Genomic DNA, 24,335 nt, shown 5'->3' with positions numbered 1-24,335 from the left:
CAAGAATATTCCAGGGGGTGCTTGAATCATGCTCTTCGTGCTAGCTTTCTTCATTTTAGAAGTGTTGATCACTTTTTTACTCAAAGACTATATTGTGCTTGGTCCTGGCTACGGCATGATGATGCTGTTTGCCAGCATCGCCGCAATTTCGCTGTATTTGTACCGGACGCTTGAAAAAGAATGGCTGTTGCTGATCTTTGCAGGATTTGTAATCAGGGTGCTGGTGCTGTTCATCGATTTGTATGTACCTTCAATCCAGATTTTCTCCAGTGGAACTGACACGGAATATTTCCATGAAATTTCGCTGCTAATCGCAAATGGCATGTTCCCACTGGAAGACGGCGCGACCAATTACGTTCCTTTCCTTTCAGCCATCTATTACATGGTAGGTGACCAAAGGCCGTTCGCCCAATTCCTTAATGTGGCATTTTGGGTGTTCGCGGCAGTCTATTTGATGAAGGCTTTAATGCATCTTGAAATCGACAAAAAATTGATTTTCATTGCAATGCTGATTTTCACGGTTATGCCAAACAGCATATTCATGTCCAGCATCCTGCTGCGTGAATCCATCATCATTTTCCTGATTACGGTTTCGCTTTATCATTTTGTGCGCTGGTTCGCCGATGGCACGTTCCCGAATTTCATCATGGCAGTTTTGCTAGCCCTCGGGTCGATGATGTTCCATTCCGGCATGATCGGTTTTGTTATCGCCTATGTTCTGGCATTCATGTTCCTCAGCACGAGCGGTTCGAAAAAGGTAATGCAAAACGCACTCTTTCTCATGTTGCTGGTGGTCATGGCCGCCATTATGATTCAGAATTCGGAACTTTTCCTCAGTAAGTTCATGGGACCTGAAGGCACCGCAGTTTCTGCTCTTGAAATTTCAGGTCGCGGGGGATCGATGTACTTGTCCAGTTTAAATGGTTTGACGGGCATCGTTGCTTTGCTGGTGGCGCCGCTCAAGATGTTTTACTTTATGTTCTCCCCGATTCCGCTGGATTGGCGGGGCCTCGGCGATGTAGCGAGCTTCCTGTTCGATTCGTCGATCTATATTTTCCTGGTAGGGGCAACAATTTACGGGCTATTCAAAAGCGATATGCCGCTGCGCAATAAAATATTCATCCTGCTGTTCCTCGGCATCACCGTTTTGGTTTATTCATACGGGACCCAGAGCGCTGGAACGGCCATGCGCCACCGCAATAAAATTATTCCATTGCTGCTGATCACCTTTGCTATTGCCAACAGCAAACAATTGTTAAAAATAGCCGGCAGTCGTTTCCGGAAGTCTGAAGGGGAGAAAGCGGCATGATGAACGACAAATTGACTATTGGAGTAGTTGGCCTCGGGCATGTTGGATTGCCCTTAGCAATGGCTTTTGCCAAGAAATACAGTGTTATCGGCTACGACAGCAATAGAATCCGCATCAAACAGTTGCTTGAAGGAAAGGACAAAACTGGTCAAGCCAACGCGCAGCAGCTTGCGGAGTGCGGTATTGCTTACACTTCTGACCCGTCCTCTTTAAATGCCGCAGGTTTTATCATGATCGCTGTTGCGACGCCAATCGACTCAGCAGACCAACCAGACTTAAGCCAATTGATTGAAGCTTGCAGCATTGTTGGAAAGTACATGAAAAAAGGGGCTGTCATCGTGTTTGAATCGACAGTTTACCCAGGGGCCACAGAAGAAAAATGCATTCCCGTGTTGGAGGAGTATTCCAGTCTGGAGAGCGGTGTTGAGTTTTTTGTCGGCTATTCTCCGGAACGCTTTAACCCTGGTGAACGGAAGTTTCCCATCACCAAAATAAAAAAAGTGGTGGCAGGGCAGAATGATGCGGTTCTCGATTACGTAGCGGAAATCTACGGCAGCGTCATGGATGCCGGCATTTTCAAAGCAAAATCAATCCGTGTTGCTGAGGCAGCAAAAGTCATTGAAAACACCCAGCAAGACGTCAATATCGCCTTGATCAACGAATTTTCTTTGATTTTTAATCATCTGGGCATCGATACGGGCGCTGTTTTGGAAACGGCCGGCACCAAAAAGAGCTTTCTGAAATTTACGCCAGGACTTGCAGGCGGGCCGAGGCTAGGAATTGATTCGCATTATTTGGCGCATAAAGCCCGTGCAGTGGGCTACGAGCCGGAAATCATTCTTGCCGGCAGAAAAGTGAACGACGGGATGGGGCATTATATTGCTCGGACAGTAGCAAAACGGCTAATCCAGCGCAATCTGCCATCCCGCGGAACACGTGTGACTGTTCTTGGAATCACCTACAAGGAAGATGTCCAAGATCTTCGGAATTCAAAGATTATTGATGTTATTGAAGAATTGCACGATTACGGTTTTGAAGTCCAGACATCCGATTGCTGTGCCGATCCGCAAGACGCGGATCGGAAGTATGGCGTGATGCTGACGCCGGAACATGAACTGCTGCCAGCGTCGGCTGTCATTTTGGCCATGCCCCATAAGCAATATAAAGAGGCGGGATGGAAGCTGATTCAGCCCCTGCTGGACAGACAAGGCGGCATGGTTTTCGATGTCAAAGGGGTTTTGGAGCAGGAAGGCAAACCTGAGAACGTTGAATTATGGAGATTATAGGGAGGAATTTACATGACTCTTGAAACGGTAGATCCGGTAAAGAGAAAAAACAAAGTGAAAGGCTCTATCAAACAGGTTTTTGAATTCATCGCTGCGCTGCTAATGCTGGCAGTGCTGTCGCCGGTATTTCTGGTAATTGCGATTCTTGTCAAATCAGAATCGAAAGGACCTGTCTTTTTCACGCAAATGCGCGGCGGCAAGGACAATGTCCATTTTTTGATTTATAAGTTCCGGACAATGGCGGACGATGATTCACTGCGCGATGACACTATCCACGTTTTGGAAACAGATAGCCGCATCACGAAAGTGGGTTATTACCTCCGCAAAATGAGCTTGGATGAATTGCCGCAACTGATCAATATTGTCAAAGGAGACATGTCTTTTGTAGGCCCGCGGCCAACTTTGACTTCCCAGACGGACAGTTACAGCCCTTATCAGATGCAAAGGCTCCTTGTTAAGCCGGGAGTCACAGGATGGGCGCAGGTGAGAGGCCGCAATTCGCTGAGCTGGAATGAAAAAATCGAGTTGGATCTCGAGTACATCGAACGGCAGAGCCTGCGTTTCGATTTTTATATCCTGTTGCAGACTGTGGAGAAAGTATTTAACTCCGAAGGTGTTTTCAGGGGTGAGAGCAAACAACCGGAAGTGAAAAAGAAAAATCAGGATGCCCGCGACAACTGACGGATGGAGCCGGAGCAGAAATAAGGGAGAGGAACCATATGGCGGTGAAAGTGATACATGCGGTGACGATTTCAGAAAGCTTAGTTTTTCTTCAAGGGCAAATGAAATATTTGAATAGCCGCGGCTATGAAGCCAAAGCCTTGAGTTCGAAAGGCAAATACGCCCAAGAATTCGAATCCAATGAAGAAACACAGGTTTTGCTGTTGGATATGGAGCGGGAAATCTCGTTGGCGAAAGACTTCCGGGCATTAATCAGATGCATCCGGATCCTGCGCAGCGAAAAGCCGGATATCGTCAATGCCAGCACTCCGAAAGCAGGGCTCGTCGTTACGCTTGCAGCTTTGATATGCGGCGTACCGATCCGCGTTTACAATATGCGGGGGCTGAGGTTGGAAACCACCGGCGGGTTAAAGCGTAAAATTTTGCTTGCAGCTGAAAAAGTTTCTGCAGGTGCGGCAACCCATTGCTTGGCTGTTTCTAACAGCCTCAGAGACCAAGTCATCGATTTCAAAATCGTGGATAGCGGGAAAATTTCAGTACTCGGTAAAGGCAGCGGAGATGGCTTTGATGTCGGACGTTTCCGCTTGGACAGCGAACAAGAACGGAATATGGCTGATTTGAAAACGGCATATGGTTTCGCTCCGGACGATTTGGTGCTCGGGTTTGCCGGACGCTTGACGAATGATAAAGGCATCACGGAACTCGTTAACGTTTTTGAACAATTGGCCAGCAAGTATGAAAACCTGAAGCTGTTGATCGTAGGGGATTATGAATCGACGGATCCCGTGGATGAAGAAACCAAATCAAAAATCGAGGGACATCCGGATATCACGTTTACAGGCTTTCAAAAAGACCCAGTGCCATTTTTCCATATGATGGACATTTTCGTTTTCCTGACCAAACGGGAAGGCTTCGGCAATGTATCGATTGAAGCAGCGCTTTGCGGAACACCGGTAATCGTTTCTGATGTCACGGGGGCAAAAGACACCATAGTCGACGGCCGAAACGGATTTTTAGTGGATTGTGAAAACCAGCAAGATATTGCCGAGAAATTGGAGCTGCTCATTTTGGCTCCCGAGATGCGCGCTCGGATGGGGGAATTCGGGCAGCGTTGGGCAGCGGAGAATTTCAGCAATGCCACGATCTGGAATGAGCTGGATGGATTTTATCAACAATGCCTCGCAGAACGCATGCGCCCAGCAAGGCAAATCTTATAAAAAAGTAGACATTATGCGGATAAGAGGGGGAGATTGAGTGATGCATTATTATGTTGCAGCCAAAGGGCTGTTGGCTATCAAAACCAATGTCAAAGACTTTAAATGGTCGTTCGGCCACAATATGCCGGAAGCGTCCCAAGAGGAGTACGAACAATGCGAAGTGAAGCTGCATCTGGCAATCGAAGATTTTAATGAAGACGAAGGTTTAGAGAAACTGGGGAAATACCACTATTTCAATGGCGATCCGGGCGCCGGTAAAATTTATTACACCCGTAATTTTGCCATGAGGATGAAGCTTAGGATCAAAGCAGAAAATCTATTGTCAGAAGAACCGAAAATCACATTTAACCCGAATTACTTTAAATTCATCACACACCGGATTATGAATCTCCATTCGGTCGGCTATATCCTGACCGATTTGGCTACATTGCTGTTATTGAAAAAAGGCTATGCGCCAATTCATTGTTCGGCATTTAAAAAAGGCAATTCGGCTGTGGCTGTATTTGCACCACCGAGCACTGGAAAAACCTTGAGCAGCATGATGGCGTGCATGGACCATGGAGCTCAGTTTATCGCAGAAGACCTCGCCATCACCGACGGCAAAAAAATCTATTCAGTGCCTTGGACGAGTACGTTCCGCTTCTACTCCAATATGGAACCAAGCACTGCATCGAAAATGAAAAATAAGGCGGTTAAAATATTGCCGCCTCTTGAATATGTCTCTTTCTCCAAAGCGAAGCCAGTGACGGATTACGTAGATACAGGATCTATCCTTGACGAGGAAATTGTAACTCATGTCGCTATCTTGGAAAGAGGGATCGAAGAAGTGGCCATTCAAGATGATGCGGAGGCAGTTCGGAAAATGCTGAATTTGAACCGCAATGCTTTCCATTACTTGAAATCGCCATTTTTAACTGCTTATGAATTTTTTAATCCGGAGCTGGATATTGAGTACGCAGCAGCACAGGAAAAAGCTATATTATCAGAGCTGATCAGCAATAGCGAAAAAGTTTTCTCATTGAAGGCGGCGAACCCCACAGATTATGCCCACATATTAGTTGAACAGATTCAAGCGCCTGTACTGAAGTATGGAAGCATCTGAATAAAGGAGTTTTATTTTGCAAAGAAAGGCGGGGAGAAATATGGCAGCTAAAGTGATCCATGCTGTGACTGTGCCGCAAACCTTGAAACTGATGAAGGGACAGCTGGCTTATTTGAAGAAAAAGGGATATGACACGATGGCCTTAAGTTCCCAAGGGGATTATATCCAAGACTATGAACAGTCGGAGGGTGTAGAGGTACTCATTGTGGAAATGGAAAGAGAGATCTCCCTTTTAAAAGATTTAACCTCGCTGATCACTTGCATAAAACTGTTTTATAAAGAAAAGCCAGATATCGTCAATGCGGGAACTCCAAAAGCAGGATTCGTCGCCATACTTGCGGCTTTTTTAACCGGTGTGCCAATCCGTATTTATAATGTGCTTGGTTTGAGGCTGGAAACAACGACAGGGCTGAAAAGATTGATTTTATTGACGGCTGAGAAAATTACAGCGACAGCAGCCACTCATGTTTTGTCCGTTTCGCCTAGCCTGTCAGAGCAATTGGTCTCCAATGAGATTGCTGCTCCTGAGAAGATTAGGGTCTTAGGGAATGGCAGCCTTAACGGCTTTAATCTGACAGATTTTGAAATGGACGATGAGCTACGAATGAAAATCGATTCCCTCAAAAAAGAGCTTGGTTTGTCAATGGATCACCTTGTGATTGGCTATATGGGCCGCATTACAAGAGACAAAGGCGTCGAGGAAACCGTTGCAGCGTTTCTGGGGCTGAGCCGAAGATATCCGCAGCTCCGGCTGCTGCTGGTGGGAGATTTTGAAGATGGCGATCCGATTGGGGAGAACACGAAACGGGAAATCTTCGACAATCCGTCCATCATCCTGGTCCCTTACCAGAAAGATCCGATCCCTTATTTCTACATGCTGGATATTTTTCTCTTCCTGACGAAAAGGGAAGGGTTCGGCAATGTTTCGATTGAAGCGGCCCTTGCAGGGAAACCCGTCATTGTAGGTGATGTGACAGGAGCTCGAGACACAGTCAACGATTGGGAAACCGGCTTTTTGGTAGATCCTCTAAATGGTGTAGAAGTTATCAATAGGCTGGAACTGCTTATCAATGACAAGGCGCTGCGGCAGCGGCTCGGCGCGAACGGCAAAGTCCATGCTGAAGCCAATTACTGCAATGAGGCGATTTGGATGGAATTGGAACAATTCTACCACCAATTGCTGCTCCAGCAAACGGGAACCTTCCAGCGGACCATGTGAAAGGTGAAGGTTTTAAGCGCTGCGATGGCATTTCCCATGGAAAAGACTGTATGATAAATGAGATTAGCTGTTTAATTGAAAGGAGGATTCCATGAAGTATTTTGCTGTGCTGCTGCCAATGGCTGATAAAGAAAAAAGCGCGCTGTACCGTCCTGATCACTTGGCATTTCTTGAGAAGATGAGGGATGAAGGGCATGTCCGCGTCAATGGCAAATTTACGGACGGATCAGGCGGACTGGTCATCTACCGGGCAGATTCCTACGAACAATGCGAGGAGTTTGTTAAACAAGACCCTTTTATCGTGGAAGGGGCAAGAGATTACGAAATTATCGAATGGGAAGCAGTGTGGAACGAAGATTAGGCAAGTTGGAAGGGGGCTGTTCTGAAGCCGGTGAAAACCGGGTTTCGGAGCGGTTCTTTTTATGGGCAAAACTAGAGCTCACCGAAAAATGGGAATTGGCGGTCAAGTTTAAGAATGCCGGAAGAAGGCTATAAAATGTATTGGGCGCTAGCCCTTACATCTCAGAGAAATAGGAAGTGGCTTAACGTGAAAACGAAGAAAAAATTATTGATTGCGTCGCTCGCAGTAAATGTGCTGTTGATCGGAGCGGTAGGGATCATTGTCAATAAACAAGGCGGCATAGGCTTTATAGAAGAACAATATCAAGCGATGGAATCGAAAGAGGGATTCCCAGAGTATTATCGCCAGAAAAAAGATATTTTCGAAGCGCTTGAAGGCGAAAGCGCCGACAAGATTTTTCTCGGTGACAGCATCACTGACCATGGGGAGTTCCCGGAATATTTTCCGGATGAAAAAGTCCTGAACCGCGGAATCGCGGAAGACACGACAAAAGGCGTGCTTAACCGCATTGATGAAGTAGTATCGCGAAACCCGGAAGAAGTTTATATCATGATTGGTGTCAATGATATTGCTGCGGGGGTAAAAAAAGAAACATACGAGCAAAACATGAAAAAGATTGTCCAGTCATTTGAACAAGAGAAAACCCGCGTGGTCTTGCAATCGCTTCTGCCGGTCAACAACGACAGCTTCAATAACGATTTGCCGAACAGCCAAGTCGATGACTTCAATGCTATTCTTAAAAAAGTGGCATCCGAGAATAATGTTGCATATGTGGATTTGCATACGCATTTCGAAGATGACAATGGACAGCTGCAAAAAGAAATCACGATCGACGGCCTCCATCTCATGGGTGAAGGATATGATATATGGATGGAGCAGCTTGAACAGCAGCTTCCTTAAAATGAGTCTGGGCATTTCCGCATAGGGAATGCTCTTTTTTTTTGTAGTATTTCACCAAAGGATGTAGTATTATTGGAATATTAAATGTTTTATTTTAACAATAAAGACAAGTATTTAACATAGTTAGTAAAATTAATCAGAATGGAAGTGAGAATATGACAAGTTTTTTTGTTTGGATGATCGGTATTTTACTGATGCTGCAAATATTATTATTAATAGGGTTGATCGGCTGGAAAACGGTGATGCTGCGCAATGAAACAAAGATCAATGCAGAAGTTGTTAGGCTACAACCGCAATACCAGGATTTTGTTGCAGGCCGCCGTCATGGCTATCCAGAAGCTCCGGCGAAGAACCGGTTTCAAATAGCTATTGTCGAACGCTTGCTTGAAGGTATGGTTCATGCCCATACTAGTGCAGAGAATGGAAAAAGGATCACGGAGCTGGCCCAACAGCTCTTAACGGACACTTACCAGATAGTGCTCAAAAAAGGCACATGGGCCGAGCGGATCAACTGCTTATACTTCATCGAAGATTTCCGGATGCTAGAGTTGAAGGAAGATCTGTATGCCCATTATAAAGGCCTGGTCAAGCGGGATGAAGAGCTTCGGCAATGTTTGCGGACAGCTGCTGTATTAGGTGAAGGCCGCATCAGCGCCGCCATGTTTGCTGAGCCGCCCTTATCAATCGGTTTTAACAAAGAACTGTTGGTGCGGATGGACAAAACGATGTTATCGGATTTGGCTGAACACATCGAATCCCGCAAAGAAGTGCCGCAGAACCTGCTATTCGCCTTTATCACATTTAGTGGCGAACAGAAAAATGAAGCGTTTTTTCCTTTTGTCGAGAAAATGATCTTTGACGAACGAAAAGAAGTCCGCATCAAGGCAATGAAAAGCCTTTGCGATTATGAAAGAGTTTCGGATCCATCGATGCTATCCGGATTTTTCAAATCCATCTTTTGGGAAGAGCGGATGTATGCTGCGAAATTGGCCGGCGCTTGCAAACTTGATGAATACAAGAAACCGATGGCGCTGCTGTTTTCAGATCCTGTCTGGTGGGTGCGTTTTGCGGCAGCCGACAATATCTTCGGCCTAGAGGATGGATCGCTCTTGCTGAAGGACATTGCATCGACTAGCAAAGATGCTTTCGCGCGTGATATTGCGAACCATATGCTGACAAGGAAAGGCAGGGCGGTTTCATGAATGATGAAATGCTGAAACTGTGGTTGGAATGGGCTGGCTGGGCGATTATCGTCTATATGGTAATAGCGAATTTGATTTATTTGACGTTGTTTTTGATTGCTGCCCCCAAAATCAATCGGGAGAAAAAATTGAATCGCCTTGAACAGATTGAAGGAATGTTGATCAACAAAGATACGTATCCGATTTCTGTCCTCGTTCCCGCATTCAATGAAGAAATGGGAATAGCAAGTACGGTGCAGTCATTGATAGCATTGAACTATCCGCAATTTGAAGTTGTAGTCATCAACGACGGCTCGACGGACAACACAAGTGGGAAACTCATAAGCCGTTTTCAGATGAAGCCAATCGATCTTGCTGCCCGCAGTTATTTTAAAACTGAAGTAATGGTTCGGGCTTTTCAGTCTCAGCTTCATCCGCACCTGTTTTTGATTGAAAAAATCAATGGCGGCAAGGCAGACGCATTGAATGCTGGAATCAATTTCTCCCATTATCCGTACTTTGCGGCGATAGACGGCGACTCGATTCTTGAACAAGATGCATTGCTCAAATCAATCAAGCCAATCATCGATTCGGATGGACTGGTCACTGCGACCGGCGGCACTGTGCGCATTGCCAATGGCTGCAAAATTGTCAATGGGTCTGTCCAACAAATGCGTTTGCCAAAAAGTCCACTTGAAATCATGCAGATCATCGAATATTTCCGATCATTCCTGATTGGCCGACTCGGCTTTAGCAGAGTCAATATCCTGCTGATCGTTTCTGGCGCGTTCGGAGTATTTGAAAAAAGCCGCGTTGTGAAAGTAGGCGGCTATAACCGGGAAACAGTCGGCGAAGACATGGAATTAATCGTCCGGATCCATCGATCAATCAAAGAAGAGAAATCGAAGCAACGGATTGAATATATCCAGGATCCTGTCTGCTGGACAGAAGGCCCGAGCACTGTCGCTTCACTGCGCGCTCAGCGGATCCGCTGGCAGCGGGGGTTAGCTGAAACCATCTGGATTCACCGGAAAATGATTTTGAATCCGAAATATCACGGAATCGGCATGTTCTCTATGCCGTATTTCTTGCTCATCGAATTATTGAGTGCAGTGTTTGAAGTGCTGGGCTATACTTTCATCATTTCCTCGCTGCTGTTTTCACTTGTCGATACCAACATCGTCCTGATTATGCTGATCGTGATGATCCTCTATGGTTCGCTTCTATCTGCACTAGCCGTGCTGCTCGAAGAATGGACCTACCATAAATACTCAGATGTGAAGAGCATTATCATCCTGTACTTTTTTGCGTTGACGGAATCTTTCTGGTACCGCATCATCATGAACGTCTGGCGCGTGGAGGGCCTGGTGCGGGCATTCAGTAAAAATGTGGAATGGGGCAATATGGAAAGACAGGGCGTTTTTTCGAAAGAAGATAGCCCTTAAAATCAAAAGAGGTATCGGACTCAGTCCGATACCTCTTTTGATTTTATAAAAGGAACGCTCGATGCGATTCCTTTATTTGATACCGCCAAAATAGTCTTGGAGGATGTAATACGATTGCTTGAGGCGTTCTTCGGATTCAGGCAATGACCAGCTTTCCCATGTGTAGAAAGGCGGTTTCCCTGAAACTGAAGAATCGATGATGTTGCTTTCACTGTCAGTCAGCACAGCGGAAATGCCGATTCCGTCGATGGTCATCGATGAGTCGATGCCGTCTTTCTGAAGGTCGCCGATAAACTCTTTATTGCTTGGGTCTTTGGCGTTCAGCAGCATCCATGGAATCCGAATCTCCAGAATCCCGGTGTCTTCGGAGTAGAACCAGTCATTCAGCGAATCGTATTGCGCCATTTCGGGATTCGCGATGCCATACTGCAGAATTCCGGTTTCATAGGAACTGAACGGGATCACTTCGTCTGTATCCGTTCGAGTAATTTCTTTACTCAGCGCGAGGCGAATGGGATGGAATTCTTCCGCAATGTCTTTTTCAGAAAGTGCGATCAGTTGCTGTTGCTCCGCATAATTGTAATAGAACGTGTCGTAATCACCGGCGACCATCAGGCGTGCGGACTCTTTATTGTCTATGGACAAATGGAAATCAGCTTTCGCGGTTTCGCCAGTGGAAGGGCTGAATTGGATTCCTCCGTCTTCCCGAACGCTGAAATACAGGTGGAAAGTATCGTTGCCCAACCACTCCTTCGCATCTTCATTGAATGCCGATTTGATGTAGAGATAACGTTCATCGTGGTCGACGGCAAGCGATTCTATCGCTCCGCTTCCGTCTTGATACAAATCAGTGCCGGAATCCCAGTCGTCTTCTCCGTCCACTTTTACTTTATGGCGGTCAAACGCCAGCAGCCCGAATTGCTGTTCACTCGTCTGGGCGTTCGACCAGAACGGGCGCCGGTCAGGATTGTCGTAATCCATCGTATTCCAAGTGCGCTTGAACCATTCGTCCTGCCAAGAAAACACGATTCCACCGAGCATATCCGTTTCCATGATATCTTCGTAGAGGTGCCGAGCGATATCGCCCTGCTGCTTTTCCGAGATGAATCCTTGGTTCCAGCCGAATGGGTTGTCGTGCGTTTTGCCGCGGGAAGCAGGAACGCCGAATTCTGCAATCAGGATGGGCAGTTCATGGGAATCTTTCAAGTCCTTCAAATAACCTGCGTAATTATTGCGCTCATTGCGATGGTCAATAAACTCAGTGTATTTTTTCTCGAGATTCAAAAAGTCCGGATAATAAGGATATACGTGGTAGGAAGCGAACATCCCTGTTTCCGAAAGCTTCTCTTTCACTTTGATGTGGTTCGGATCCACGGTTGCAATATCTTCGATATCTCCTACATCAGATGGATGCTCAAGATTGTCTGTCGTCACCCAGTTTGTAAAGCTTAGCGGGCGCATGCTTTGATAGGTTTCCATTTCGTATTTTGCAAGGCCGTCAAGCTGCACCGCAAGCCAGTGTTCCATCGGGTTGGCGTTTTCGGTATAGACGTGGCTGCCGGAAAAGTCACCGAGATTTGGATAAAGCCGTTCCATTTCCTGGACCATGACGGGGTCCCATTCGATGCCGATGACCCAGCCGATCATGTAAGGCGAAACGTCCGCTGTATAGTTGCCGGATGCATGGCCAGGCTGCGGTTCCACTTCCGCATTGCCGTGGACCGCATCCGCCAGATTGCGGATCTCCTTTTGGAAGCGCTCTGTGATTTCCGAATCGAAGGCGTCCATTTTTTCGGCTAACGGTTCTTCGTCTATCCACACGCCCTGAAAAAGGTAAAGCGGCTCCTCAGCCGTTTCGTTGTGGCGCTTTAAAGCTTCATAAAAGCCCGGTGGATGAAGCGTGTATATCCGCAGCGCATTGGCATTCATCTCGCCAATTTGCTTGAACCAGCGTTCGTATTCGCTTGGCGAGATAGCTGCTTCACCAGGAAAAGTGCCCGGTTTCGCCATGCCCATATTGACACCTTTGACGGTCAGCGGCTGCCATTCGCCATCCTGATAAACTTCAAACTCCTGTCCGTTAATGCGGGAAGGGTAGTTAATGCCTTCGCGCTCCGCTTGTATCGTTTCCGGCACAAGCTGCTCTTTATTCTGGATTTGCCAAACCACCACAGGCAATGCCAATGAAAACGCAATGGCGAATACCGTAAAAATAATCTTTTTCATCTATATTCCTCATTCCCAATCACCAATACAATCTAATTTAAATTTTCTTTCGAAAACTTTTTTATAAACTAATTATAACTCAAAAGGCGCATAAGGTAATACGAAGGGTGTGTAAAATTTCAAAAATTTTCCGCTGTACTTTTGAAAAGTGTGAATGGTTGCCATATGAAAAGTGCATAAAAATGCCGCAATCCGGCTTTTGTGGGACAAGCGCGCTATACTGTGGGGAGAGAGGTGTGAGGATATGGAAGGGATTATCGATCAGGCGATCCAATTCGCCGCTGTAAAACACGCTGGGCAATTGCGGAAATCCACAGCCGTTCCATACATCAGCCATCCGTTCGCTGTGGCAATGCTTCTGCAGGAAGCGGGGCATGGAGCTGAAGTGGTGGCCGCCGGTATATTGCATGATACACTCGAAGATACAGCGGCCACCGCAGAAGAAGTTTTAACGATTTTTGGAGCGGTGGTACTAAAGCTTATCGAAGCAGCGTCTGAGCCTGATAAATCGCTGCCTTGGGAAGACCGCAAACGCCATACAATGTCATCTCTTGCAGAGCGCTCGGATGATGAGCTGGCTGTGATTATTGCGGATAAATTGCACAACCTGCGTTCCATTCGGCTCGATATCGTTCGCCACGGCGAAAAAGTATGGACCCGTTTCAACAGGGGCAAAGAGCAGCAGGCTTGGTATTATCAGGGGATTGTCAATGCAGTGAAAGAACGGAAAGGTCAAGTGCCGCTAATCGGGGATTTGGAACACGAAGTGGACTTGGTTTTTTCAGAAGCATAAAAAAACGCTTGGAAAACTCCAAGCGTTTTTGTGTGCTATAAGAATAAAGCAATAATGGCGGTGACGGCAAAAGAGGCATAAAAGGCGAACGCTTTTTTCGTTTGTTGGTGGTACGCATATCGGCTGATTCGCTCAGCACCTGTTTTCTTATGCGCGCTGTAAGCTTTCACATGAATGGACAAGGCAATCAAGGCAAAAATAATGCTTATCGCCAGTAAACTGAATTTAACGATCAGGATTAATTCCAAACGGTCTCATCTCCAAAATTTAAATCAATGCTGTAATTATTCCGGCTTTTATTATAATACGTTTAGAGTGAAATGACTATATCCAAAGCGAGCGATTGAAAGAGCAGAATTGCCATGGCCAAAAGGATGCGCTGAATTCGGCGCATCCTTTAATTATGAAGCTATGCTTTGAATCGAATGGCTTACCGTCATTTCGGAATAACCAGCACTTGTCCGACACGGATGATGTACGGGCTGGCAATTTTGTTGGCGGTGGCAATTTTTGCGACGGTCGTATTGTACTTCCGGGCGATGCTGTATAAGGTATCGCCAGCTTTGACGGTATATTTGACTACGGTTGCCGGAGGCGGAGTGATTGGAATAATCAGCACTTGCCCGACTCGAATGAGATTGTAGTTTGTAATGTTATTGGCTTTTGCTAACGCGGCGACGGTAACTTTGTATCTAGCGGCGATGCTGTAAAGTGTATCGCCAGCTTTGACGGTGTATTTGACGGTGCCAGCTTTCAGATTCAACAGCTGCTGGACTGTTACAAATGAATAGCCTTTCGCTTTCAGTTTTGAAATCATTCCAGGAAGCGCGCCGGGCGTTCCGGATGCGCCGGCTCCTGTGTGCATCAAAACAATCGAGCCAGGAACGATATTATTGACGACTTTGTTGGTGATGGCGGTCGATGAAACGCCTTTCCAGTCAACGGTGTCAATATTCCAATGGATGGTGTGCGTATAGCCTGCTGCGCCGACTCCTGATAGTACAGCTGAATTGACAGCCCCGAAAGGCGCGCGGAACAGCGGTTTTGTCGTTTTTCCAGTGATGTTCTTGATTGTTGTTTCTGTTTTATCGAGTTCCGCTTTCATCTTGGCAGCCGTCAATTTTGTGAAATCCGGATGCGAATACGAATGGTTGCCGATGGCGTGTCCTTGAGTGGTGATGTTTTTGATCCACGTTGGGTGCTTGGCGGCGCCAGATCCAGTCAAAAAGAACGTGGCTTTGATTTTATTGGTCGACAGAATGCCAAGAATCTTGTTGATGTTTGTGCCGTCCGAGCCATCGTCAAAAGTCAGTGCAACGACTTTGTTTGATGTGGCTCCTTTTATGACGTAAGTCGAAGCGGCTGCTTCCGCTTTTAGAGAGAACGACAATGCCGTGAACAATATGAGCGTTAGAGCAGCAATAACTTTAAATATTTTACTCCCCACAATCCTCACCCCTTTTTTATTTCCGGGTTCTCCCCCGGCTATGTAAATAAATAAGGTGAGGCGATTTTACTATGTATGTGTTTTTAATTTGAAAATTCAGATTTTATATGACTCTATTATATCAGATAATTACGATAATTAATAGTTGGGTTGCATTTGTAATAAAAAATTGTTTTGGCGAACAGTGGTCGTTGCCGTATTCGAATAGAGGCCTCTGCGAAAAAGTTTACATGGATTTCAGAGAAGGGTAAGATTTAATTATTCTGATAATAGATGAATGGAGGAATTTTTGAATGGAGCAAGTCAGCAAAAATAAATTAGTGGCGACTTTTTCGATAGCAGCAGCAGATCCATCAACAGGAGAGGTCGGCGTTGCGGTGCAATCCAAGTTTCTGGCAGTAGGTTCGGTGGTGCCGTGGGTGAAGGCAAATGTCGGTGCAGTGGCTACGCAATCGTGGGCGAACACATCTTACGGGCCAAGAGGATTGGAATTGCTGGAGCAAGGCTTAACGCCGGAAGCGGTGATTGAAGAACTTGTCGGCTCGGACGAAGGCAAAAGCCTGCGGCAAGTTGCAATTGTTAGCGCGAGTGGCGAATCAGCTGCATTTACTGGCGAGGAATGCTACGACTGGGCGGGCCACAAGATCGGCCGCCATCATTCAGCGCAAGGCAATATTCTTGTCAGCGAAGAGACGGTATCAGCGATGAGTGAAACATTCGAACGCGCAACCGGAACACTTGCTGAACGCTTGCTCCAAGCGCTTGCCGCGGCTCAGCTGGCAGGGGGCGACAGCCGCGGCAAGCAATCTGCAGCAGTTTATGTGCTGCAGGAAGGTGCGGGCTACGGCGGCTACAATGATGTCAAAGTGGACCTGCGCGTCGATGACCACCCGGAGCCGATCGATGAACTGCAGCGGCTCTACAAGCTCCATCAATTATTCAATGCGCCTTCGGAGAATTTTTTGGCGTTGGAAGGCGATGTGTTTGAAAAGGTGAAGCGCAAGCTCGCGGAGTTGGAACTGCTCCTTCACACGGAATATCCTTCCTATGAAGGGGCAGTGAAAGATGCGCTGAAGACATTCGCATTGAGCGAAAACTTCGACGACCGCTGGACTGAAGACAATCAAATTGATGAGCAAGTATTTGAATTTTTACTAGCTAAATAAAGAGAAGATCCCGCTGATGCGACAGCAGCGGGAGTTTTTTTCGGCCGAATAGTGATGTGGAAGCGTGTTTCGGCTGCAAGGGGGCGTATTTTATTTGTAGTAGAGCGTATTTTGAGACTAACAGAGCGTATTTCAAAATAAACATAAAAAAGCCTGCACACTCATCTTCGAGTGTGCAGGCTTTTGGACGTTAATTCACTTCTTTTTTACGGAATTTCGATACGACTTCATAAACGATCGGCACGATGACCAATGTCAGCAATGTCGAACTCGTCAAACCGCCGATAACCGTGATGCCGAGGCCTTTCGAAATCAGGCCGCCGCCTTCTGCACCAATGGCAAGCGGAATTAACGCGCCAATTGTCGCAAGTGCCGTCATCAGGATCGGGCGAAGCCGCGTAGTACCTGCTTCAAGCAAGGCGGCGCGCGTCGTGAATCCTTCTTTTTCTTTGTGGATGACGCGGTCAACCAGTACTATTGCGTTGGTGACCACGATGCCGATCAGCATCAGGACGCCAATCAAAGCGTTGACACTCAACGGTTCGCCTGAAATCCACAATGCCACTAAGACGCCGATTACGGTGAATGGCAATGAGAAGAGGATGGCGAATGGCGCCAATGCGCCGCCGAACGTTACGACCAGGACGAAATAGACGATCGCGATTGCAGCGAGCATCGCCATACCGAGCTGCGTGAACGATTCGTTGATTTGTTCCGCAACACCGCCTTGGTCAACTGAAACGCCGCTCGGCAATTCCAGGCCGTTGACGCTTTCATCAAGAGAAGCCGCTATATCCGAAGCGTTATTGCCAAGAACGTCCGCCGATAGGGATGCGTACATCTGGCCGTCGCGGCGGTTGATCGTATCCGGTGAACGTCCTTCTTCGACTTCCATAAGGTCTCCGATTGCCACAGTCGTGCCAAGTGAGGTCGGCACTTCAATAGCTGTGACATCGTTTATGTCGGCATATTCGGTTTCTGTCATTTCAATATAGACATCCAAATCTTTGCCGTCTTGCTGGACTGTTGTCAATGCAGGAGCTTGCCCGGTTCCGCGAAGCGCCATGCCGACTTGTGCAGAAGTCAGGCCGTATTGGCTCAGCGTTTCCTGGTTAGCCACAAGCGTGTATTGCTCGTATGCTTCCGTCAGGCTCGATTCTACATTTTCCAAGCCGTTATTGTCTTCCATAATCGGCTGAATCTGGTCGATGGCGGATTGGATATCTTCCGTGTTATCGCCGTAGACGAAGAGCTCAAGGCCGCTTCCGCCGACAGCGGCGAAGTCCATCGTTTTCCATTCGCCAGCTTCGGTACTGCTGTTTAATTCGTCAATCAGTTTTCCGCCTTCTTCGCTGAAGTTCTCGAAGTCGCTGTCGTATTCAATAAAGAACAGCGCGGAATTATTGCCGCCGCCGGACATGGCGGCCATCGGATTTTCTCCACCGAGCGAGTATTGATAAGTCGTAACGCCAGTGCGTTCGCTGATCAAGCTTTCTGCGTCAGTGGCGATTTGTTCAACATCGCCGCGCGTCTGTCCTGGCTCCGGTGAATAAGTTGCCATGACCATTTTCTGTTCTTCTTCCGGCAGGAAGCTGACGCCGATGACTGGCACCAAGAACAAACTTGCGACAAGCAATACGGTGGCTGCGCCGAATGTGATGATTTTGTGGTTCAGCGACCACTCAAGGATGCGCTTGTACGTGTGGGCCAATTTGCTTGGCTTTTCTTCGCTGTGGCCTGACTTATTGGCAAGCTGGCCGTTCAATTGCTTGGCGTACATGGAATGCGCAAGCATCGGGACGATTGTCACTGCGACTACTAATGAGGCCGACAATGCGAATACGACGGCTAATGCGAACGGCAGGAACAGTTCGCCGATCTGCCCGCTGACAAGTGCCAGGGGAAGGAATACCGCAATCGTTACGATTGTGGATGAAAAAATCGGGATAAACATCTCGCGCGTCGCTTCGCGGATCAATGATTTGCCGCGCAACGGTTCGCCAGGCAGCGACATGCGGCGGTATATGTTTTCGATAACGACAATCGAGTCATCGATGACGCGGCCGATCGCAACCGTCAAAGCACCGAGTGTCATGATGTTAAGCGTAATGTCCATTTGGTTCAAAAGGAAAATTGCCATCAATAACGACAATGGGATCGAAATGATCGAAATGATGGTCGTTTTAAAGCTGCGCAGGAACATCAAAATGATGACGACTGCGAAAAGGATGCCGAATAATGCTTTGCTGAGCATGGTCTCGACAGACTGTTCAATCGGTTCGCCTTGGTCAAATGTTGTCGTGATCGTCAGGTCATATTCCTTTTCCAAATCGGCTGTGATGTCTTTCACCGCATTGACAACTTCGACCGTGTTGGCGTCAGGCGCTTTGACAATCTGGATGCCAATCGATTCTTCGCCGTTCGTGCGCGAAATCGATTCGGCTTCGCTGACAATCTGGATATCGGCAAGTTCACTTAAAGCGACAGTTGGAATCTGATCGGGAACTGCACTTGCTGCATCTGGTACAGTTTCTGCACCTGGAGGCGTTTGAGTGGGGCTCCCAGGTGGTGCAGCTTGTGGCACTGCGGGAATCTGCAGCGCTTTTAAATCATCAACAGTTGCCACATTGCCGTCTATTACCAGGTTTTTAATCTCACCGCCAAAATCCGTGAGGCCAAGCGGGAACGTCAGGTTCGAAGCCTGGATCAATTGCTGGACTGCATCTTGCGTCAATCCGTAACGGGCCATCGCTTCTTCGTCGAAAGCCATTGTGACTTTCTCGAGGCGCTGGCCGGAAATCTGGGCGTCCGACAAACCGGCAACACCTTCAATTTCAGGCAATACGGTATCCTCAACTGTTTTTGTCAGTTCTTCAAGGGATTGCTGCTCGTCGCTGATGCTAAGCGTCAGGACAGGGAAAGCATCAATGCTGATGCGGGAAATCTGAGGATCATTAGCTCCATCCGGAAATGTTAATTCGGACACGGCGCTTTCCACTTCACGCAGCGCTTCGTCCATGTCCGTATCAAAATCGAATTGGACTTGGATCGATGAAGCGTTGGCGAGTGATGACGACGTCAGCAACTCAACGCCGTTCATGTTTTGGATGCGCTGTTCGATCGGCACCGTCAATTCGCTCATCACTTCGTCAGGGGCAGCGCCCGGATAAGGTGTAACGACCGTCAGCGCAGGGACCGTAATATTCGGTATGGACTCCTGTTTCATCGTCAATCCGGCGAATAAACCAGCAACGACCACCATGATCGTCAAGATCCACAGCGCGAATTTATTGTTCAGGGAAAAATCAATGATCTTTTTCATGCATATTCTCCTCGTATAAAAATGAATTCTGTGTCAAATCAATTTCTCGAGCCATGAAAGTTCGGGCTCAAACTTGGATTCTTGCGCCAAATAGGCGATCAGCGCTTCAATCAAGAAATCCTGGCGTTCCGGCTTGCCGGCTTCTTCTTTCAAGAGGCGCAGCGAAGACAACCGTTTTTCGGTGTCTTTTCCGGTGCTTCGCATTTTATCTTCTAAAGCTGCAAAAGCTTTGTCTAATGGGCTTGGCGTGGGAGGAATGGCGGATAGGACCGGTTCCATATGCTCCAGATTGTGGACGATGGCATCCATGCTGGCAACAATGAATTGCGCAAGCTTGTTCACATCCAAGGGCTCATTTTCGAAAATGAGGTAAATGAAAAACTCGCGCTTCATGCCGTCATACAGTGCCGCCAAATCTGCGATGAATGGCTTAGCAGAATCACCATAAACTTCAAGTAGCATATTTTTGGTGATGTCCAGCTGGGCAATTCGCAGTTCCTGTAACAAGACTTGCATTTGGCCGCTGTCATCTTTCGGGAAATCTTTGAAAATCATCAGGAAGAAGTCCTTGTCGGAAATGGTCTTTTCAATTTCAAAAACCAGTTTATCGATAAACGCCTGTTTGCTGTCGGCGGCATCCACAAAACGTGGAGCAGCCAGCGCTAAATTCAAATCCAGCTGGTAGCGTTTCAGCAATTCGATGAAAAGGCTTTCCTTGGAATCGAAGTGTTTATAGAATGCTCCTTTGGAAATGCCAGCTCCATGGGCGATTTCCTGGACAGAAGTTTGATGAAATCCTTTTGAAGAAAACAAGCGGGTAGCTTGCTTCATTAATTCTTGACGTTTATCCATTTATTTCCTCCTTGTAACCGATGAGTCATAAAAAGTAACCATTTGGTCATACATTAACAATAAGGCTCAAGACACAGGAAATCAATTTCTTGGAGGCCTCAAGATATGTACATTTAATGTCGTTGCAGAATGCAGGAATTTCACTGCAGTTATCGAATTATTACTATATAAGTTGAGCTAAAGTTTTAGTAGTATACTCCGCAAACCTGTCTCGCTTGCCGCGGGCTAGCGCCAAGCCTCCTCAGCCCGCTAATCTCGTGCTTCCGGGGTCTCGGCTGTCTCGTCGCTTGGCTGCCCCGCAGGCAAGACATTGGCCGAAGTATGCGAGGACAAGTCTTTGTGACGAAGTGCGCAGCATTGCAACGCACTTCAATGTTTCGAAGCTAGCGCAGCGATGCAACGCTTTTTCATGTCCCGAAGCTAGCGCAGCGATGCAACGCACTTTCATGTCTCGAAGCTAGCGCAGCGATACAGAGACAGAGACAGAGACAGAGACAGAGACAATGGTCGTTGCTCTGCCATGAGCGTTCGAAGCAGTGTTTAATAGGCTGCTTCTTTAGCTCACCTATTATAGTGGAAAAGCTGTTGATCTCTCAGATGGAAACACGCATAACCATAGTCGAAAGGAAGGGTTGGCATGGCCCATAAATATATAAGTGAGCCGATAGTGGAGTACCAGAAGGAAAAACCATATGCAGCGATTGCATTCGAAACGGTGGATGTGGAATGGGAGGAAGCTGCTGCATTGATCCCGAAAATCGTTGAGTGGCTTGGAAAAAGGAAGTTGAAGACTGCGGGAATGCCGCTGTACAGGTATTGGTGCTCATCAGGCAATGGAGATGAAGCTTTTACGCTGGAAGTCGGCGTGCCAGTGGACAGGATGGCAGCGGGGGATGAGCGGGTTGTTGTCAGCACGATTCCCGGGGGATCGTATTTGAAAGCGATCCACCGTGGGCATCCTGATAATCTGCCGGAGTCGCATGAAGCGTTGGTGCAATGGGCGCAGGCGGAGGGACTGGAATTCGACAAGCGCTGGGAAGAGGAATACGAAATTTGGAATGGCCGGTTTGAAGTTTTTTTGACGAATCCGGAAATAGAGCCGGATCCTGAGAAATGGGAAATTGAAATCCTGCTTTTGCTGGTCCGCGATGAAGCAGCATAACGAAAAAGACACCTCTCTCTGAATTGGATGAATCGTCCAATGCACAGTGAGGTGTCTTTTGCTTCTAAGAAAGAATGTACAAAATAGCAATATGCTGATTATATATCGTATCTGTCGCGAACTTTCAAATAATAATACAGCATTTCATACATGCGGGTGCGCTGCTTTTCCAAAGTATGGATGGAAACGTCAAGCACTACAGAAATGCCATATTGTTCGTAAATGATTTTAGTCTTTCCGACCGAAACGAATTCGGTCCGATAATCATGGTTGAAAATCCAAACGCATTCCGGAAGGGAAGGGGATTTTGTTGGAAATGCTGCAACTCCGTCACTTGAGATGAGAATGGGTGTTTTTTTGTGCTGCTTAAGGTTATACCTCGTTGCCTTGACCCGGCCTTCGTAAGTCGAAGCGTAAAGCATGCACGCCCTGTCTATCAGCTGCAGGGCTGAGAGCCGTGAATAATACTCCCCGTGCTTCGTCACCACTTTCGACTTACGTTCTGTTTCAAATGAAGACAACAGAAATAATGTGGAGCGGTCAATAAAATTCTCATCATACTTTCCCAAGCAGTTGATCCCCTTTCTGCGTACTAGAGAATCTTACCATTCGATTTTTGGAGAATCAATACCATAATCAGAAAATAGGATATTTTATGACAATTTAATACGACAAACGTCATGTATTGAGTATACAAAAATATTCGATGATAGGTTAGACGTTTTAATGGTGCTTTTGTGATGTTCTTCTGGGTTGGCTAAGGTAACCTTACCCGGGAATAACAAGGACGTCCAGAAGGATTGCAAGTGGATACAATAGAAGAAGTATTGCAGCAATACACGCCGATGATTTCGGCCCTCATCCGCAAATTGCACATTTACCGAGATTTTGAAAGTTACCGCCAAATTGGCGAAGTGGCCTTATGGCAAGCATGGCTGCGGTTTGACGAAACAAAAGGAGATTTTACGCCGTTCGCCTACCGTTCGATCCAGGGAGCGATGCTGGATGAATTAAATCGGGAAAACCGTTTCTCCATCCGTTTTGCGGTAATGGAGAATCCAGGTTTGGAAGAACCGGCAAGTCCTCATTTTGAAAATATATTACCAGAATGGTTGGATTCCGTCCCACTGTCAGCGCAGGAAAAATCACTTCTTGAAGATCTTTTTGTCAACGGCGAGAGCATTCGGAAACTCGCTGAGCAGCAAGGGCTATCCGTTTCAGGCTTGAAAAAGAGGAAAGGCCGGGCGCTGGAAAAGATCAGGAGAGGGATGCCGGATGATTTTTATCGTTAAAAGAGCATGGCAATATGCCCGAAATATGTGGATTGTCCTACTGTCCAAGTTGTATAATAAATTTCAAACGGATTCAGCGAGGGGATGGACGAGATATTTGAAATGATGACAGGAATGATCAATAATATATTTTTCATCATCTTTCCCATCCTGATTTATCAGATGTTTGCGACTGCTGGCAAACGAAATTTTTTTAAAAGCCACAGGGCAATATTGACTGCGCTGTTCTCGGTATCCATCATTTTATGCATGGTCGTTCCTTATCAAGTTATGGGAGAAGAATACATCTTTGACCTCAGGCAAGTGCCATTGATTGTCGGCGCACTTTACGGCGGACCGGCTGTCAGTGCGATTCTATTCCTGGTTTCGGCAGTCGGACGCATCGCTATTGGTGGTGATGGCATGTATATTGGGGTATTGAATTTATTCGTGGTCGCTGTAGGTGTGCCGCTGCTGCGCCCTCTTTATTTGCGCATCAACCGTTTAAAGAAGACGGCACTCGTCTTTGCAATTACTATCGCATCCTTAGGCTTTAATTTGCTTGCCGGTTTTTGGCTGTTCGGAGACCCGATTGAAAGTCTTCTGAGCATTTGGCTGATGCTTATGCTGAACCAAGGGGCTGTCACGGCAATCGCAGCATTATTGATCGAACATATCCAACGCCAGGAATATTTGTTGAATTCATTGATGAAGCATGAAAAGTTAGAGACCGTCAGCCATTTTGCGGCTTCGGTATCACATGAACTCCGGAATCCGATCCAAAGCATTCAAGGTTTCGTTCAATTAATGAAAGAGCATGAGTATAGCCGTGACAAGCAAATTGAATTCTACGATACGATTCTTCACGAAATCACAGCAGCGGACCAATTGATTGAAGATTACTTGGTATTTGCGAAACCGGCGAGCGGCAAGCTTGAGCAAATCCATGTGAAAGTGGAAATCCAGCATGTGCTGAAGGTGCTTACCCCTTATGCCAATTGGGAGAAAGTCACCATCAATTTAATCGATGGCGGCTGCAAGGCGGAAATCATGGCCGACCGTCAAAAGTTCCACCAAATGCTTATCAATATCATCCGCAATGGAATCGATGCCATGCCAGACGGCGGTGTCTTGACGATCCGCATCAAGGAAAAAGCGCCTTCTGTGCTGATTCTCATAAAAGATGAAGGATGGGGCATGACCAGAGAAGAGCTTCAACGCCTTGGAGAGCCTTATTTTTCTACGAAAAGCAAAGGTACTGGGCTCGGAATGATGGTGTCGTATAGCATTGCGCACCAATTGCGTGGCGAAATAAACGTCCAGTCTGAAAAAGGCAAAGGCACCATATTTACACTGGTATTCCCTACAGCCCAATAGAAAGGAGGCCGAATTAAA

At 46.9% G+C, this 24,335-nt stretch carries 21 protein-coding genes; 15 read left to right on the top strand and 6 right to left on the bottom strand.

All coding sequences use genetic code 11. The features are described from left to right. The first annotated feature begins 28 nt into the window (after positions 1 to 28). From AC4EHJ_RS06570 to AC4EHJ_RS06525, 10 genes are all read left to right on the top strand, one after another. Positions 29 to 1,309 carry a hypothetical protein gene (locus tag AC4EHJ_RS06570; RefSeq protein ID WP_490974764.1) on the top strand — a complete coding sequence of 427 codons (1,281 nt, stop codon included), beginning with the start codon at positions 29 to 31 and terminating at the stop codon, positions 1,307 to 1,309. Further along, positions 1,306 to 2,595: a nucleotide sugar dehydrogenase gene (locus AC4EHJ_RS06565; RefSeq protein ID WP_490974763.1), complete on the top strand. Its 1,290-nt coding sequence runs from the start codon at positions 1,306 to 1,308 to the stop codon at positions 2,593 to 2,595. The genes AC4EHJ_RS06570 and AC4EHJ_RS06565 overlap by 4 nt, the downstream gene beginning before the upstream one ends. 12 nt (positions 2,596 to 2,607) lie before the next feature. After that, positions 2,608 to 3,276, top strand: a complete 669-nt coding sequence (locus AC4EHJ_RS06560; protein ID WP_490974762.1) for a sugar transferase — start codon at positions 2,608 to 2,610, stop codon at positions 3,274 to 3,276. A 38-nt stretch (positions 3,277 to 3,314) separates the two neighbouring features. Further along, positions 3,315 to 4,493, top strand: a complete 1,179-nt coding sequence (locus AC4EHJ_RS06555; protein WP_490974761.1) for a glycosyltransferase family 4 protein — start codon at positions 3,315 to 3,317, stop codon at positions 4,491 to 4,493. Between the two features lie 37 nt (positions 4,494 to 4,530). After that, positions 4,531 to 5,595: a hypothetical protein gene (locus tag AC4EHJ_RS06550; protein ID WP_490974760.1), complete on the top strand. Its 1,065-nt coding sequence runs from the start codon at positions 4,531 to 4,533 to the stop codon at positions 5,593 to 5,595. 40 nt (positions 5,596 to 5,635) lie between these two features. After that, on the top strand, positions 5,636 to 6,814 hold the full coding sequence (locus AC4EHJ_RS06545; RefSeq protein ID WP_490974759.1) for a glycosyltransferase family 4 protein: 1,179 nt from the start codon (positions 5,636 to 5,638) through the stop codon (positions 6,812 to 6,814). A gap of 91 nt (positions 6,815 to 6,905) precedes the next feature. Beyond that, complete coding sequence (locus tag AC4EHJ_RS06540) at positions 6,906 to 7,175, top strand: YciI family protein (RefSeq protein ID WP_135503984.1); 270 nt, start codon at positions 6,906 to 6,908, stop codon at positions 7,173 to 7,175. 186 nt (positions 7,176 to 7,361) lie between these two features. Further along, complete coding sequence (locus AC4EHJ_RS06535) at positions 7,362 to 8,075, top strand: DUF459 domain-containing protein (protein ID WP_490974758.1); 714 nt, start codon at positions 7,362 to 7,364, stop codon at positions 8,073 to 8,075. Positions 8,076 to 8,230: 155 nt separating this feature from the next. Continuing rightward, positions 8,231 to 9,277: a HEAT repeat domain-containing protein gene (locus tag AC4EHJ_RS06530; RefSeq protein WP_490974757.1), complete on the top strand. Its 1,047-nt coding sequence runs from the start codon at positions 8,231 to 8,233 to the stop codon at positions 9,275 to 9,277. Beyond that, positions 9,274 to 10,701, top strand: coding sequence for a glycosyltransferase family 2 protein (locus tag AC4EHJ_RS06525; protein ID WP_490974756.1), 1,428 nt, complete (start codon positions 9,274 to 9,276; stop codon positions 10,699 to 10,701). Before AC4EHJ_RS06530 ends, AC4EHJ_RS06525 begins: the two co-directional genes overlap by 4 nt. Positions 10,702 to 10,773: 72 nt before the next feature. Here the strand turns inward: AC4EHJ_RS06525 and AC4EHJ_RS06520 are convergent, their stop codons facing one another. Continuing rightward, entirely contained in the window at positions 10,774 to 12,927 is a 2,154-nt protein-coding gene (locus tag AC4EHJ_RS06520) for a hypothetical protein (RefSeq protein ID WP_490974755.1), read from the bottom strand. A 244-nt stretch (positions 12,928 to 13,171) separates the two neighbouring features. On the opposite strand from AC4EHJ_RS06520, the gene AC4EHJ_RS06515 reads away from it, so the two are divergent. Then, positions 13,172 to 13,720, top strand: coding sequence for an HD domain-containing protein (locus AC4EHJ_RS06515; protein WP_490974754.1), 549 nt, complete (start codon positions 13,172 to 13,174; stop codon positions 13,718 to 13,720). 35 nt (positions 13,721 to 13,755) lie between these two features. Here AC4EHJ_RS06515 and AC4EHJ_RS06510 read toward each other — a convergent pair whose 3' ends face one another. Together AC4EHJ_RS06510 and AC4EHJ_RS06505 are read right to left on the bottom strand one after the other, a co-directional pair. Next, on the bottom strand, positions 13,756 to 13,968 hold the full coding sequence (locus tag AC4EHJ_RS06510) for a hypothetical protein (protein ID WP_490974753.1): 213 nt from the start codon (positions 13,966 to 13,968) through the stop codon (positions 13,756 to 13,758). A 188-nt stretch (positions 13,969 to 14,156) separates the two neighbouring features. Continuing rightward, positions 14,157 to 15,167 carry a LysM peptidoglycan-binding domain-containing protein gene (locus AC4EHJ_RS06505; protein ID WP_490974752.1) on the bottom strand — a complete coding sequence of 337 codons (1,011 nt, stop codon included), beginning with the start codon at positions 15,165 to 15,167 and terminating at the stop codon, positions 14,157 to 14,159. Positions 15,168 to 15,460: 293 nt separating this feature from the next. On the opposite strand from AC4EHJ_RS06505, the gene AC4EHJ_RS06500 reads away from it, so the two are divergent. Beyond that, positions 15,461 to 16,333, top strand: coding sequence for a DUF1028 domain-containing protein (locus AC4EHJ_RS06500; RefSeq protein WP_490974751.1), 873 nt, complete (start codon positions 15,461 to 15,463; stop codon positions 16,331 to 16,333). A 190-nt stretch (positions 16,334 to 16,523) separates the two neighbouring features. Here AC4EHJ_RS06500 and AC4EHJ_RS06495 read toward each other — a convergent pair whose 3' ends face one another. Both AC4EHJ_RS06495 and AC4EHJ_RS06490 read right to left on the bottom strand, forming a co-directional pair. Then, positions 16,524 to 19,655: an efflux RND transporter permease subunit gene (locus AC4EHJ_RS06495; RefSeq protein WP_490974750.1), complete on the bottom strand. Its 3,132-nt coding sequence runs from the start codon at positions 19,653 to 19,655 to the stop codon at positions 16,524 to 16,526. Positions 19,656 to 19,688: 33 nt separating this feature from the next. Continuing rightward, positions 19,689 to 20,507 (bottom strand): TetR/AcrR family transcriptional regulator, encoded by an 819-nt coding sequence (locus AC4EHJ_RS06490; RefSeq protein WP_490974749.1) that lies wholly within the window; start codon positions 20,505 to 20,507, stop codon positions 19,689 to 19,691. Positions 20,508 to 21,144: 637 nt separating this feature from the next. Between AC4EHJ_RS06490 and AC4EHJ_RS06485 the strand changes: the two genes are divergently transcribed. Next, positions 21,145 to 21,669: a GyrI-like domain-containing protein gene (locus AC4EHJ_RS06485; RefSeq protein ID WP_490974748.1), complete on the top strand. Its 525-nt coding sequence runs from the start codon at positions 21,145 to 21,147 to the stop codon at positions 21,667 to 21,669. A gap of 98 nt (positions 21,670 to 21,767) precedes the next feature. On the opposite strand, the gene AC4EHJ_RS06480 is transcribed toward AC4EHJ_RS06485, so the two are convergent. Next, positions 21,768 to 22,238, bottom strand: coding sequence for a competence protein ComK (locus tag AC4EHJ_RS06480; RefSeq protein WP_490974747.1), 471 nt, complete (start codon positions 22,236 to 22,238; stop codon positions 21,768 to 21,770). A 237-nt stretch (positions 22,239 to 22,475) separates the two neighbouring features. Between AC4EHJ_RS06480 and AC4EHJ_RS06475 the strand changes: the two genes are divergently transcribed. Then, positions 22,476 to 22,961, top strand: a complete 486-nt coding sequence (locus AC4EHJ_RS06475) for a sigma-70 family RNA polymerase sigma factor (protein WP_490974746.1) — start codon at positions 22,476 to 22,478, stop codon at positions 22,959 to 22,961. A gap of 84 nt (positions 22,962 to 23,045) precedes the next feature. After that, entirely contained in the window at positions 23,046 to 24,317 is a 1,272-nt protein-coding gene (locus AC4EHJ_RS06470; protein WP_490974745.1) for an ATP-binding protein, read from the top strand. Positions 24,318 to 24,335: the final 18 nt, after the last annotated feature.

The organism is Planococcus sp. TJ-301 (assembly GCF_058268475.1).
The sequence above is the reverse complement of the archived record's forward strand: the minus strand, read 5'-3'. Positions and strand labels throughout refer to the sequence as shown.

What these genes read in the sequence shown, in the direction of transcription:
- AC4EHJ_RS06570 (WP_490974764.1), top strand. Translation starts at nt 29, where the DNA reads ATGCTCTTCGTGCTAGCTTTCTTCATTTTAGAAGTGTTGATCACTTTT.
- AC4EHJ_RS06565 (WP_490974763.1), top strand. Translation starts at nt 1,306, where the DNA reads ATGATGAACGACAAATTGACTATTGGAGTAGTTGGCCTCGGGCATGTT.
- AC4EHJ_RS06560 (WP_490974762.1), top strand. Translation starts at nt 2,608, where the DNA reads ATGACTCTTGAAACGGTAGATCCGGTAAAGAGAAAAAACAAAGTGAAA.
- AC4EHJ_RS06555 (WP_490974761.1), top strand. Translation starts at nt 3,315, where the DNA reads ATGGCGGTGAAAGTGATACATGCGGTGACGATTTCAGAAAGCTTAGTT.
- AC4EHJ_RS06545 (WP_490974759.1), top strand. Translation starts at nt 5,636, where the DNA reads ATGGCAGCTAAAGTGATCCATGCTGTGACTGTGCCGCAAACCTTGAAA.
- AC4EHJ_RS06540 (WP_135503984.1), top strand. Translation starts at nt 6,906, where the DNA reads ATGAAGTATTTTGCTGTGCTGCTGCCAATGGCTGATAAAGAAAAAAGC.
- AC4EHJ_RS06530 (WP_490974757.1), top strand. Translation starts at nt 8,231, where the DNA reads ATGACAAGTTTTTTTGTTTGGATGATCGGTATTTTACTGATGCTGCAA.
- AC4EHJ_RS06525 (WP_490974756.1), top strand. Translation starts at nt 9,274, where the DNA reads ATGAATGATGAAATGCTGAAACTGTGGTTGGAATGGGCTGGCTGGGCG.
- AC4EHJ_RS06520 (WP_490974755.1), bottom strand. Translation starts at nt 12,927, where the DNA reads ATGAAAAAGATTATTTTTACGGTATTCGCCATTGCGTTTTCATTGGCA.
- AC4EHJ_RS06515 (WP_490974754.1), top strand. Translation starts at nt 13,172, where the DNA reads ATGGAAGGGATTATCGATCAGGCGATCCAATTCGCCGCTGTAAAACAC.
- AC4EHJ_RS06500 (WP_490974751.1), top strand. Translation starts at nt 15,461, where the DNA reads ATGGAGCAAGTCAGCAAAAATAAATTAGTGGCGACTTTTTCGATAGCA.
- AC4EHJ_RS06495 (WP_490974750.1), bottom strand. Translation starts at nt 19,655, where the DNA reads ATGAAAAAGATCATTGATTTTTCCCTGAACAATAAATTCGCGCTGTGG.
- AC4EHJ_RS06490 (WP_490974749.1), bottom strand. Translation starts at nt 20,507, where the DNA reads ATGGATAAACGTCAAGAATTAATGAAGCAAGCTACCCGCTTGTTTTCT.
- AC4EHJ_RS06485 (WP_490974748.1), top strand. Translation starts at nt 21,145, where the DNA reads ATGGCCCATAAATATATAAGTGAGCCGATAGTGGAGTACCAGAAGGAA.
- AC4EHJ_RS06470 (WP_490974745.1), top strand. Translation starts at nt 23,046, where the DNA reads ATGGACGAGATATTTGAAATGATGACAGGAATGATCAATAATATATTT.